Genomic DNA, 14,013 nt, shown 5'->3' with positions numbered 1-14,013 from the left:
AGCAGCAGCTAGCTTGCACGGGCAAATTGTAATGCAGGCGGATCTGCGCTCATTAAAGCCGGTTGAAGTTACGACTGAAATTTTTGATGATGCCCATCGCCTGGTAGTCCATGAAAAAAAGAGCCTTCAACCTGTACAAACTGAAGGAGTGCTGACCCTTAGCAGCATCGTCCCTTTGGAAAATGTCCGGTTATGGTCACCTGATTATCCTAATTTATATACACTGGAAGTAAGTGTTACGCAAGACGGGCTGCTACTGGATCAATACCAACAAAAACTAGGAATCCGTTACTTTCACTTTGATGCAAGAAACGGATTTTATTTAAATGGTCAGCGAACAGAAATAAAAGGCGTTTGTCTGCATAGTGATTTTGGCGTCCTGGGAACAGCCTATCAGTATAGTGCCATGGTCAGGCAGCTAAAACTACTCAAACAAATGGGTTGTAACGCCATAAGAACAGCGCATAATCCGCCCGCCCCTGGTATGCTTGATTTATGCGATTCTATGGGCTTTTTGGTGATGGATGAAGCTTTTGATATGTGGCAGAAAAAGAAAACCAAATATGATTATTCAAAAGATTTTGCGCTGTGGCATAAGCGCGATCTGGAAGATCAGATTAAAAGAGATCGCCGTCATCCAAGTGTGTTTTTATGGTCTATAGGCAATGAGATCAGAGAACAGTTTGATACCAGTGGTATCAGGCTAACCAATGAACTCGTAGCTATTGTTAAGGCACTGGATAGCACCCGGCCGGTGACAGCCGCCATGACAGAAACACACGCAGCAAAAAATAATATTGCTAAAGCCGGTGCATTAGATATACTGGGCTTTAATTATAAAATCGATCAGTATGATAGTTTGGCGTTGAATTTTCCAGGTAAAGCGCTCATTGCCAGTGAGACGGTATCGGCGCTGCAAACCAGAGGTATGTATAAAGATGGGGTCATTAATGAAACGGTGGCCAAGATGAAAGATTCTATTATCTATATGCCCTATGGGCCGAAGCAGAAATTTGCACCAAATATAAATGGAGATTGGACCCTCAGTGCTTATGATAAAATAGCCGCTTACTGGGGGACTAACCATGAAAACGCCTGGCGGGCAGTTAAATCCAGACCGTTTATCGCCGGTACATTTGTCTGGACAGGTATAGATTATTTAGGGGAGCCCGTTCCATTCCCTTATCCGGCCAGAAGTTCTTATTATGGTATTATTGACCAGGCGGGGCTACCCAAGGATATTTATTATTTCTATCAAAGCGAGTGGACAGATAAACCTGTATTGCACTTATTGCCACACTGGAACTGGCAGCAAGGACAATTGATTGATGTCTGGTGCTATTATAATCAGGCGGACCAGGTTGAGCTCTTTTTAAATGGCCGCTCATTAGGTACAAGGAAAAAAGGAGACGGGAATAAGCACCCGGGAGATAATGAATTTCATGTTAACTGGCAGGTCCCTTTTGAAAAGGGCACACTTAAAGTGGTTGCTTATAAAAATGGAAAGGAAGTTCGTCGTGAGCTGGTTAAAACAGCAGGTATTCCCAGTAATATTCAGGTAATAGTGGACAGTTCCACCTTCAGGGGGTATTAGGCGATCTTTGCTATTTGACGATTCAGCTGCAGGATAAGGCAGGTAATCCGGTGCCAAACCAGGATAAGTTGCTTCATTTTGACGTTCAAGGTGACGCCCATCTTGTGGGGGTGAATAACGGATATCAGGCGGAACTTAGAAGTTTTAAAGACAAGGATTATCCTACTTGGAAGGGGAAATGTGTGGCTGTGATCCGCCCAGATAAAACGAAAGGTAGTTTTAGCTTGCATATCACAGGCAAAAATTTGTTAGATAAAACGGTACAGGTACATTTTGGAAAATAAAACAAGGCGGCGTTTAAGTCCGCAAAAATAAGAGGGAGTGTAAAAGTGGGAGATTATAAGAATAGCGTAATAGAGAAGCTAATAGGACAAACAGATAGTCGTTTGAATAACGGCAGTTTCGGTAAAAGTAGCAGAGGCGTTGGTTTGTTTTTGCTGATTTTTTATTGTTTCATCACCTCATTTGCAAATGCGCAATTAGTGGATGGAACGCCTACGGCAATTTCTCCACCACCCCGTGCAGGGCAGCTACCGCCCTATGAAGTGCCAGAGATTACCTCCGTTGGCAGGGACCGCTCCCGGGCTACGGCCTACTCCTACCCAACAAATGAAAAGGCACTTGAAGGGGACCGGACAAAATCAAGATATATCGACTTGGATGGTAAATGGGCTTTTAAATACTGTCCCACCCCAAAGGATACGAGTAATATTAGCGGATTTTACAGGCATAAAGTGCATAACTGGGACTTTATTACTGTGCCTTCCAGTATGGAGATGCAAGGCTATGGTAAACCGATTTACAAAAGTGCCGTCTATCCATTCCGGCCCGTGGATCCGCCATATATTCCCATTCAAAATAACACAGTGGGTTGCTTTCAAAGAAGTTTTAAGGTACCTGCATTATGGAAGGATTTGAATATTACCTTACATTTTGGTGGTGTCAGTTCTTGCTTTAAGGTTTGGGTCAATGGCAAATATGTCGGATATGGAGAAGATAGTTTTCTGCCATCTGAGTTCAATATTACACCCTATTTGTCGCCGGGAGAAAATACGCTTTCTGTACAGGTGCTTCGTTGGGGCGATGGAGCTTATTTGGAGGATCAGGATCAATGGCGACTAAGTGGTATACAAAGAGAGGTATATCTTATGGCGGAGCCCAGATTAAGAATTGCTGACTTTTTTTACCAGACAAGACTGGATAACGGTTATGATCAGGCCTTATTAGCACTCAGGCCCAGATTAGAAAATCTGACGGGCGATAGTGTAGATCCAAAAGCCATATTCAAAGTGCAACTTTATGATGCAGATAATAAGCCTTGTTTGTCTACAGCCTGGCAGATGGAGGCAGATAGTATTGTCAATGAGGCCTATCCGAGGCTGGATAATGTAAAGTTTGCCTTGATGGAAACAAAGATTACAAATCCGCATCTATGGAGCCCGGAAGATCCCTATCTCTATACCTTGGTCTTTAGCCTTTATGACGGTAAGGGGCATTTAACGGAAGCCAAAAGCACAAAGGTCGGCTTTAGAGACATTGCTTTTTCTAAAAAGACGGGCAAACTCTTGATCAATGGCCATGAAACCTATTTATATGGGGTAAACCGGCCTGTTCATGATCCCATTAAAGGCAAGGCTTTATCCAGAGCCGATATTTTACGTGATGTCCAGACCATCAAACGTTTTAATTTTAATTGTATCCGTACCAGTCATTATCCGGATGACCCTTATTTTTATGATCTTTGTGATCAGTATGGGATCTTGGTAATAGACGAGGCCAACCTGGAGACGCACGGCCTTGGCTCTAAATTAAGCAATGACCCCAGGTGGACGGCGGCTTATCTGGAAAGAGTTACCCGAATGGTCAATCGCGATAAGAACCATCCGAGCATTATTTTCTGGTCCCTGGGCAATGAATCCGGCCGCGGGCCTAATCATGCGGCCATGGCAGGCTGGGTGCATGATTTTGATATTACCCGACCGGTCCATTATGAACCTGCACAGGGAACGCCGCAGGCAGAAGGCTATATTCCGCCTGGAGATCCAAGGTATCCAAAACCTGTAGATCATCCTCACCGCTTACAAAACCCCATTGATCAACCTTATGTAGATATTGTATCCAGAATGTATCCGGGTATTTTTACACCTGCCTTGTTAGCGAACCAGAAAAACGGAGATAATCGCCCCATTTTCTTTGTTGAATACAGTCATGCAATGGGTAATTCTAATGGGAATCTTAAAGACTTCTGGGATGTTTTTCGGTCCACCAAACGTATCATCGGCGGATGTATCTGGGAATTTAAAGATCAGGGGCTCATTAAACACACGAAAGCAGGCGTGCCCTATTATGCCTATGGGGGTGATTTTGGTGCTAAATACTATGATGATTTTACCATAAAAGGCATTGTTGCACCAGACGGACGACCTAAACCAGCTATCTATGAATGTAAACATGTTTTTCAACCAATCGTTACCAGTTGGACAAATGCAGCGCAATATCGAATTCAAATATTGAATAGAAGTGCCAGTCAGGATCTCTCCAAATATAAAGGACAATTAATCTTACTGGCTGACGGGAAGCCAATTGCGCGTAAAGCGCTGCCCGCTTCACTTGGAACCTTAAAAGCAGGTGATAGCATAAGTTTGGATTTGAAAGGGTGGCTGGCGCCCATTTTAACGGCAAAACCAGGACATGAATATTTACTGGATATCCAGTGGTTGCTTAAAGATTCGACGCTGTGGGCGCCTGCGGGTTTTGAAGTCGCGCATGATCAGTTAGCCCTGACTGGACCTGCTGGCAGCGAGCAGGCAGTGCAGATAATTGCTAAAAGCAGTCCGAAGGGGAAGCTTTTTATTCAAAATACCCAGACGCATTACATTATCAAAGGGGTAGATTTTGAAGTTCGTTTCTCCAAGGAAAATGGGGCATTGGATGGGTTTGAAAAAGGCGGAGTCGACTATGTTAAGGGGCCATTACTGCCGCATTTTAGTCGACCGCTGACAGATAATGACCGTAGAGGATGGAAATCGGATAAGCTGTTGGCACCATGGTATCATTCCGAATTGACGCTTGAGAAAATGGACATGGGTGCCGTACAGCCATCTTCCAAAAGTGGTCAGTCTGTTAAAATAAAATCCGTCTATCAATTACTGGAGGGCAAAGTGAAGGTTACAATAGATTATGAGCTTTTTGCCTCGGGGCAACTGCACGTCGCCCAGCATTTTTTGCCGCTGAAAAAAGGATTGCCGGATCTGCCCAAAATAGGGATGCAGCTGACGGTTAATCGTCGGCTTTCGGATATAAGCTGGTATGGCAGAGGCCCCTATGGGAATTATATTGACCGCAATACAGGAGCTATGGCAGGAATTTATCAGATGCCCTTACTTTCTCCAACTTTTATGGAACCTTATGTTGTCCCCCAGGAAGCGGGCAATAAAACGGATGTCAGATGGATGGCGCTTTCGGCTAATGGAGGCGTCAAGCAAGGCAATGTAAAAGGCAGCGCCAATACCAATGATCATGGCAGAAATTCTGGTGGATTGCTGGTGATAGCGGATAGTTTACTAAGTATGAGTGCATGGCCTTATACAGAGAAAAATATCAATCAGGCGCGCCACACAATTGATTTAAAAGATATGGCAGGTATCACCCTTAATATAGATCTAAAACAGATGGGCGTTGGCGGTAATGACAGCTGGAGTATTATAGCCCGGCCGCTGGATAAATATATGATCCCCGCTATGCCTTATCGCTATGGATTTTATCTGATTATTGGCGACCCGCATTTATTGAAAAAGCCTGTAGAGTAAAAAGGTTTGTAGGGTATATAGGAGGGTATTATTTGGGCACTGAATTTTATAATGGGTTCTATTTAGTATTCATTTAGCGAAAAGCGCTGAGGTAAGCACACTCATTATGCTTGCCGCAGCGCTTTTCTCCTTTTGATTTTGAAAAAGTTTCCTCCTAAAAATATTTACTTATTAGCAACTCAAATATTTTTTCTTGTATTCAAAGGGGGTGACACCAGTGACCTTTTTAAAGTGGCGGTAAAAATTAGAGATATTATTAAATCCACTTTCAAAACAAATGATATTTGTGGGGATTTTATCCTCTATCAGTAGTTTACAGGCCTGGCTGACACGTATTTCATTTAAGAAATTATAATAGGTCTTTTTGGTCATGGATTTAAAATACCGGCAAAATGAGGTTGTACTCAAATGGCTGATGGCAGAGATTTCCTCCAGTGTAATGTCGTTTTTATAATTGGATAAGGTGTAGGCACAGATCTCATTGAGCCGGGCCTGATCGTATTCACTGGATTTGGGTGGGACATTATGAGAAATACAGATGGGGGTGAGGTCAGAGGATTCTGCGAGTGTTTTTAAGATTCTGAGTAAGATGATGATTCGGTCCAGATTGGTGGCTTCCATGGCATCCAGCATCAGTCGCGCTACTTTTTCCCTGGCATCACCTTCAATCAACAGACCGCTTTTTGCTTTTTCAAATAAACGGGGCAGTAAATAGGCCTCCTGCAACTGAAAAATATCTTTTCCCAGACATTCTGGGTGAAAATGAATCGATAACGCTTCGGCATCCATCTGATGGCCTTTGGCGCTCGTGTCTTTATTAAAACGCCAGATATGTGGAATATTTTCACCCAGCAGGATTACCTCTCCCGCTGCAAATGGTGAAATGTTGTTGCCAATATAACGCGAGCCACTGCCGTGTTTGATATAAACCAGTTCCATTTCCGGATGGTAATGCCAGTTGGTTTCCGTTTGCTGACGCTTGAACTCATGTCGGGCAACATAGGAACTGTTTGCCAGCAGGGGACTTTATGGAATTGAGGTTTCATGGTCTGCTTATTTTTAATAAAAGTGGAATTTCAGGAATGCCTGGATGCAGGTGTTATTCATACACCTTTAAATATTTTGCTGATTTTTCTATTAATGATTGTCTCAGAAATGCTGATTTAAGCTTCTGTTGAATGTTCATAACAAATTTAAGAAACATCCTCCTAATAATGCTCGGAATCTATGCAAACGATGCCGGGCGGATAAAGCTTTGAATATTAATTGATTTGATAGAAATCGGATAAAAGATTATAGTAAAAATGACAAGAATCCATACCAGAAATATGGCCATGTTACAGTAAATTTACACGGGGAGCAGTCCTGGGAATAAATTTATCATTATCAATTAAATTAAGTTGGTTCAGCCGGGCAAGCGTGCAGTTACGCAGCGGTTGAAAATATGTACTGCTCATGTTAGATCAGTGCAGCATTTTATTTTCTTATTAGCCCTTGAAATTCATACTTTTTAAATATGCATTTAAAATCTTTATTTTTTAAACAAAAAATCTTGCAGCTATTTGCATTTTTACCTTAAGTTTATTTTTTGGGGTACGCATTAACGGTCAAAATAGCCCAAAAAATTTGGGTACATCTCACATAGCGCATCACACAGATTATGATAGTGCCAAGCCTTGGGTTTTATGGTATTGGATGGATGCCAGCGTGTCTGAAGCGGGTATTCGGGCGGATTTGACTGCCATGAAGGAGCAAGGCATTGCGGGTGCCTATTTAGTTTGCGTCAGAGGTAAACCGGATTCGCTACTAATAAATCCGCCGGTCGTTCAATTGACGCCACTTTGGTGGCAAATGCTCAAAAAAGCCTTTAGCATTGCAGATAGCCTGGGACTTAAACTGGGCATGCATGTGGGAGATGGTTTTGCTACTTCAGGAGGCCCTTGGATTACACCTGCTTTATCCATGCAAAGAGTTGTCTGGTCAGATACCACCGTTAAGGGGAATGGCAACGAAAAAATAATTAAACTCCCCCAGGCTAAAAATATTCAAGAGGGGTATTATAGAGATATTGCTGTGTATGCTTTTACTGCCCTACCTGGCTCGGATAGTTCTACTGATAACATTATACCAGTTGTTACTACCAATGCACCTGGCCAAGACGGCACTAAATTGATAACGCCTGGTAATAAAGAAAACTTTAGCAGCAAAAAGTCCTGTTGGATCGATTATACGTTTAAGAAGCCATTTACATGTAGATCTATTGAGATTATCACAAAGGGGATAACCTTTCAGGCAAAAAGACTGAGAATTTACATTAGTGATAATGGAAAGGATTATCGTTATTATACTGAGCTAGTGCCAGCCAGAAGCGGTTGGCAGGATTATTTGTATCCTGTTCATTACACAATCCCAGCGGTAACCTCGAAATATTTTCGATTTGTGTATGATCCTGAGGGGACAGAACCTGGAAGTGAGGATCTGGATGATGCCAAATGGAGTCCCAGTTTAAAACTTACGGGACTTAAGTTGTCCTCAGAGGCCAGAATAGATCATTTTGAAGGAAAGTCAGGTGCCATTTGGCGGATTTCTAAAAGAACGGATACGAGCCTCATTCCAGACAGTAGTTGTATTAAACCCAGTCAGCTGATCAATATCACAAAGTATGTACAGGCGGATGGTACGCTCCATTGGAAGGTTCCCCGGGGTAGATGGACTATTGTTCGGATGGGACATTCATCAACTGGGATGACCAATGCGACAGCAGGCGGCGGCAAAGGCCTGGAATGTGATAAATTTAATCCTGTAGCCATCAAACTTCAATTTGACAGCTGGTTCGGTAAAGCCATTAAAAAATTGGGTCCGCATTTATCTACTAGTGTATTGAAAGTATTCTACATGGATAGCTGGGAGTGTGGCGCTCAGAACTGGTCACCTGTCTTCAGAAATGCATTTATTAAACGGCGTGGCTATGATCCATTAAAGTATTTGCCAGTAATGGCCGGCTATCCAGTGGGTTCTTCCAGGCAGTCTGAGCAGTTTTTGCATGATGTTCGTCAGACGATAGCAGATTTACTAAAGGATAACTATTTTGGGACCCTTTGCGATTTGGCACACCAAAAGGGATACAAAGTGACTGCCGAATGTACGGCGCCGGTTATGGTGGGGGACGGTATCAGTCACTTTGATCAAGTAGATTTTCCGATGGGAGAGTTTTGGCTAAATAGCCCTACGCATGACAAGCCCAATGATATATTGGATGCGATTAGCGGTGGTCATATATATGGTAAAAATATCATTCAGGCGGAGGCTTTCACGGAGCTGCGCAATAAATGGAATGAATATCCTGGGATGCTTAAAACGTTGCAGGATCATCATTATGCACTGGGTATAAACCGGTTGGTCTTTCATGTTTTTGGAGAAAATCCATGGCTTAACCGCGCGCCCGGCATGACCCTTGGCGGAGTCGGACTTTATTTTCAAAGAGACCAGACCTGGTGGCCTATGGCTCATGGCTGGATGGATTATACCAGAAGAGCCCAATGGATTTTACAACAAGGCACACCTGTTACGGATATCGCTGTATTTAACGGGGAGGAAATTCCCTCCCGGGCAGTTTTGCCAGATAGACTGATGACTACATTGCCGGGACTTTTTGGTGTATCCGGGATTTTAGCTGAGAAAAAAAGACTGGAAAATAAAGGCAATCCCCTGCAACATATTCCGGAAAAGGTAACTTCTTCTGCAGGGATTACAACGGCTAAGGATTGGATCGATCCATTACATGGGTATAAATACGATGCCATCAATAGAGATGCGCTGCTCAGATTAGCCTGTGTGCAGGGTGATCAAGTGGTGTTGCCAGGTGGTGCCAGTTATCAGTTACTCATATTACCAAGACTGGATAAAATGGAACCGAATCCTGCGTATATGAGTCTGGCTGTCGCAAAAAAGTTGCTGGCGCTTACAAAAGCCGGAGCGACCCTGCTGGCAGATAGATATCCACAGTTTTTGGAAGGATTATCGGTAAATAAGGATGCGCAACTAGATTCGCTGCATTTAATTATTCAGGAATTACTTGGAAGTGAGGTTTTTTTTAATGCCCATAAAGACCAAGGTTTTGTGCGTAAGATAGGTAGTGGCCGGGTGGTTTATGGTGTATATTCAAACACCGATTTGAGTGCCTTGGGGATTCTAAGAGATTTTAAGGCGACCTGCACCAAGACCGGTAGCTATGCAAAAGCAATTGCCTGGAATCATCGCCGTATTGGCAAAGACGCTTCTTTAACGCCCAAGAGACAGCCAGCTAATAAAGATGAGAGCATTGAAGCTGCAAACATGGACGGCCCGGATCTTAAAGCCTTGGGTGCAACTGATTTGTACTTTGTCTCCAATCAACTAGATAGTGTTAGAGATATCCAGATAACATTAAGAGAAGGTAATAAAACCCCAATGCTTTACGATGCAGTGACAGGCCAATTTAAAGCAGTCCGGTGGTGGAAGACTGATGAAAATAAAACAAGACTTATGATCGAGTTGCCACAAAACGGATCTGTCTTTATTTTCTTAAGGGATCTGAAAAAAGGAGCATTTAAAGTAGCTAATAAAGTCAGGCAGACTTATTTAGAGGCCGGCCCAGATCAACAAGCGCTTGATCCAGCAGCGCAGCTAACAGGCCCTTGGCAGGTGCAGTTTGATCCAAAACGGGGCGGTCCGAAGGCTCCTGTAACCTTTAAAACATTACAGGATTGGACTAGCCTGGACGCAGATAGTATTAAAAATTATTCAGGCATAGCTACTTATCGGATTCATTTTAAATGGACTAGTAAGAAAAATACATATAAAGACGCTACGGACAACGAGATTTTACTTGCATTGGGTAAAGTCCATGATATTGCCAGCGTCCGATTGAATAATATTAATCTCGGTGTTGCCTGGACCTATCCTTATCAGGTAGATATCACCAAGGCGCTAAAAGCGGGGGATAATTTTCTGGAAATCCAGGTGGCCAACACCTGGGCTAACAGAATACTATCAGATGAAAGGCTGCCTGAATCACAAAGACAGACCTGGACCACTAGCCCCTTTAATCTACAAGGACATCACTTATTGCCAGCGGGTCTTATAGGTCCTGTGTGGTTGATGGTAAATAAGGGTAATGCCAATCCTTCGCTAAAAGGTAAATCGGACAGCATGGATGAAAAATAGAAATAAATATAAAAAATTGTACACGGCTTAAACGCTTTAATAAATGCAGATAAAATTGGAAATAAAAAATCACCAAATTCAGCGCATGCTACTGATCCGATTTTCGAGGATGGGTGCGTTACTGATACTTACGTTAACTTGCCTGGTTAGTCATCCACTAAGTAGTCAGGCACAAAGTAAAAAGAGGTCTTTCAACAGACCCCCAGGCCTGGATGGAAGTGCAGGCATAACAGATACAAAATACAGTCCCTTTGCCAGACTTCAAGGCGTGCCCATGCAGGATGTGGCGTGGACCGATGGCTTTTGGGCGGATTGGTTTAAAGTTTGTGATAGTTCCATGGTCCCTAATATGTGGGGCTTGTTTAATAATGATACGTTAAGTCACGGATTTAAAAACTTTAAGATTGCTGCTGGGCTGGATACGGGAATCCATATCGGTCCTCCTTTTATGGATGGCGATTTTCTTAAATGGCTGGAAGGTACAGCGGCTGTCTATGCGCATACAAAATCTGCTCAACGCTCCAAATTAATGGATGGTATTATAAAAGTGATTGCCAAGGCACAGCGCCCGGATGGGTATTTAGGCACACAGGTGCAGATTGCCGCCATGAGCCGTCCGGATTCTTTACAAGTATTTGGTGATACATTGAGTTTTGAGGCGTACAATATGGGTCATTTAATGACCACAGCCTGCGTTTATTACAGGGCTACCGGCAAAACAACACTGTTGAAAGTAGCCGAGAAAGCGGCTGATTTTTTGCAACGTTATTATGAACATAGTTCTCCGGCATTAGCGCGTAGTGCCATTTGCCCTGCCCATTATATGGGCGTTATTGAACTCTATAGGACTACAGGCAAGCAAAAATACCTGGAACTAGCTAAAAAATTAATGGATCTCAGAGACGCAGTCACAAATGGGACGGATCAAAATCAGGACCGGATTCCATTTAGACAACAGCGGACTGCTGTCGGTCATGCTGTGCGGGCAAATTATCTGTATAGTGGTGCGGCAGATCTCTTTTTAGAAACCGGAGACAGCTCTTTGCTGCGGCCTCTTGACAGTATCTGGCAGGATGTTACCCAGCGTAAAATGTATATAACTGGCGGCTGTGGTGCACTGTATGATGGGGTATCTCCAGATGGCACTTCTTATCACCCAGAGGAAATACAACAGGTGGCACAGGCATACGGCAGACCTTATCAGTTGCCAAATTTTACAGCGCATGATGAGACCTGCGCCAATATCGGTAATATGCTCTGGAACTGGCGTATGCTCCAGATAACTGGTGAAGAAAAATATGCGGACGTATTAGAACGGACCTTATACAATAGTGTGCTGTCTGGTATAAGCCTGGATGGCAAAACCTTTTTGTATGCCAATCCTTTAGCGTATAACCGCGATCAGCCATTTACCCTTCGCTGGTCGGAACTACCCAGAGATCCTTATATCGGTTATTCGTTTTGTTGTCCCCCTAATGTTGTCAGAACAATAGCTGAGGCCAGTGATTATGTATATGGAATGGATAAAAGCGGCTTGTATCTGCATTTGTATGGTGCCAATTGGCTGCATACAAAGACAGAGGCGGGAGATTCTATTGATATTCAAGAAATAACAGATTATCCCTGGAATGGTAAAATTACTTTAGCACTACATAAAATGCCAAGTCAGCCTTTTACCTTACATCTAAGGATTCCGCTCTGGGCTACCGGTGCAAGCCTTATGGTAAATGGCAAGGCCGTCGCTGGCCCCGTTCAGGCAGGCAGTTATTTTACCCTTACCAGACAATGGCAATCAACCGATAAAATTGAATTGAATTTGCCCATGGAGGTGAAGCTGATGGCTGCTAACCCTTTAGTGGAGGCTACCAGGGGGCAGGTGGCGGTTCAGCGTGGGCCGCTGGTATATTGTCTGGAATCAACCGATCTGCCCAAAAATGTAGATATTTCCAGTATTCGTATCGCTAAAGAAAATCCGTGGAAAGCCATTAAAATGAAAATCGGCCCACAACAAATTACCGCTTTAGAAACGACTGCCTTTGTGGCGCCACCTGCAAAAAATAAAGCAGCGCTTTATTATAATCTATCCGATCAGTCAGACCGGCCGGTTAAAATCCGACTGATCCCCTATTATAGTTGGGAAAACAAAGGACGGGCGGACATGGAAGTATGGATGCCGCTGGCAGCCAAGTGATACAACCTGTAATTATTTGGCAAGGAGCGGGTAAAATAGCAACGTTATAAGGGTGAAAGCAAAATTAAAAGTAAAACCGAAAGCCAACCGTGATTCGTCTATCAGGCAAGTCACGGCTGGCTTTTTAATAAATTTTATTCAATCACTACATACCGGCATAACTCATGATCACAAAGGAAATGGCCAATGTAACAAGTGCGGTAATTAAAATGCCATAGGTGCTTTTGGAAACGCTTTTCCATTCTTTCATGGCGATTCCCACAAGAAAGCTAAAAAATATCAGCATAGACATATGGATCACCCAACTGGCAAACTGGAGTTTACCCATTTTGACATGACCCAGCCCATAAAAGAAAAACTGCATGCACCAAAGGATGCCTCCCAGTGAAGACCATAACAGGTTTTTAAAAAGCGCCTTTGATGGACGTGGACTGTCCTTAGGTGTCTTATAATGCTTTTGAGAAAACTCTTTAAATCGTTTTTCTTTCAGTGCTAACAGCGAGAACCAGATAAAGTTTACCACAAAACAGCCGCTGGTTGCAATAATTAGTTTGGCATTCCCTTCAAATATACCGGCACCTTTTTGGGCGGCTATGTCTGAAATGGGTTGTCCTAATTCCAAGGCAATATTAAAAATGCCGGATAATATACCAGCAGTGATGGCTAGTAGTAGCCCCGTGCGCATATTGAATCTTATCGGAGCGCTTACGGGTGTATTTTGCTTGATTTCCTGTTCTTTTTTAAATCCCGCCCATCCACATAAGCTTACTCCTACAATGGCCACCAGCATACCAAAAGCGATAATATGTCCGCCAGGTTGCTGAAAATAATCGCCTATTGTTCCATGCATCATCAGTGGCAGGATCGTGCCTAGTACTGCGGAGATGCCAATGGAGATGGCATAAGTTAGAGAATAACCAATATAACGGGTCGCAAATCCAAAGGACATGCCACCAAAGCCATAAATGCCGCCAAATAAAAAGGTAAGCCAAAGGACCTTCGTTGGAGCGTGTTGAATAATGCCAAAGAAATCAGGGACGGTTAACAGCGCTAATACAAGTGGTGTCAGGATCCAGGCAAACAATGACTGGATCAGCCAATAGGAGACCCAGGACCAATTAGTTGTCTTATGATAGGGCAGATAACAGGTTGATGCGGCGGTTGCGCCGACCGCATGTAATCCGATGCCCTCAATAGGATTTGGAACCATCATG

Annotated in this window: 6 protein-coding genes and 1 pseudogene; 5 read left to right on the top strand and 2 right to left on the bottom strand. The window is 43.4% G+C overall.

Annotation, left to right across the window (positions count from 1 at the left end; genetic code table 11):
- Positions 1-13 precede the first annotated feature (13 nt).
- The 3 genes and pseudogenes from FSB73_RS03015 (at position 14) to FSB73_RS03005 (ending at position 5,403) form a co-directional block, all read left to right on the top strand.
- Positions 14-1,594 (top strand): glycoside hydrolase family 2 protein, encoded by a 1,581-nt coding sequence (locus FSB73_RS03015; protein WP_225974429.1) that lies wholly within the window; start codon positions 14-16, stop codon positions 1,592-1,594.
- 11 nt (positions 1,595-1,605) lie between these two features.
- Positions 1,606-1,878, top strand: a pseudogene (locus FSB73_RS03010) (hypothetical protein); the annotation flags it as partial.
- A gap of 102 nt (positions 1,879-1,980) precedes the next feature.
- Complete coding sequence (locus FSB73_RS03005) at positions 1,981-5,403, top strand: glycoside hydrolase family 2 TIM barrel-domain containing protein (RefSeq protein ID WP_225974428.1); 3,423 nt, start codon at positions 1,981-1,983, stop codon at positions 5,401-5,403.
- A gap of 171 nt (positions 5,404-5,574) precedes the next feature.
- Here FSB73_RS03005 and FSB73_RS03000 read toward each other — a convergent pair whose 3' ends face one another.
- Positions 5,575-6,342: an AraC family transcriptional regulator gene (locus tag FSB73_RS03000; protein ID WP_394344821.1), complete on the bottom strand. Its 768-nt coding sequence runs from the start codon at positions 6,340-6,342 to the stop codon at positions 5,575-5,577.
- A gap of 687 nt (positions 6,343-7,029) precedes the next feature.
- On the opposite strand from FSB73_RS03000, the gene FSB73_RS02995 reads away from it, so the two are divergent.
- Together FSB73_RS02995 and FSB73_RS02990 are read left to right on the top strand one after the other, a co-directional pair.
- Positions 7,030-10,608, top strand: coding sequence for a glycosyl hydrolase (locus FSB73_RS02995; protein ID WP_146780064.1), 3,579 nt, complete (start codon positions 7,030-7,032; stop codon positions 10,606-10,608).
- Positions 10,609-10,663: 55 nt separating this feature from the next.
- A complete protein-coding gene (locus tag FSB73_RS02990; protein ID WP_158639388.1) occupies positions 10,664-12,799 on the top strand; it encodes an aceric acid hydrolase in 2,136 nt (711 codons plus the stop codon).
- Between the two features lie 145 nt (positions 12,800-12,944).
- On the opposite strand, the gene FSB73_RS02985 is transcribed toward FSB73_RS02990, so the two are convergent.
- Positions 12,945-14,012 (bottom strand): L-rhamnose/proton symporter RhaT, encoded by a 1,068-nt coding sequence (locus FSB73_RS02985; RefSeq protein WP_146780062.1) that lies wholly within the window; start codon positions 14,010-14,012, stop codon positions 12,945-12,947.
- Position 14,013: the final 1 nt, after the last annotated feature.

It is taken from the genome of Arachidicoccus ginsenosidivorans, assembly GCF_007971385.1.
Lineage (GTDB): Bacteria > Bacteroidota > Bacteroidia > Chitinophagales > Chitinophagaceae > Arachidicoccus > Arachidicoccus ginsenosidivorans.
The sequence above is the reverse complement of the archived record's forward strand: the minus strand, read 5'-3'. Positions and strand labels throughout refer to the sequence as shown.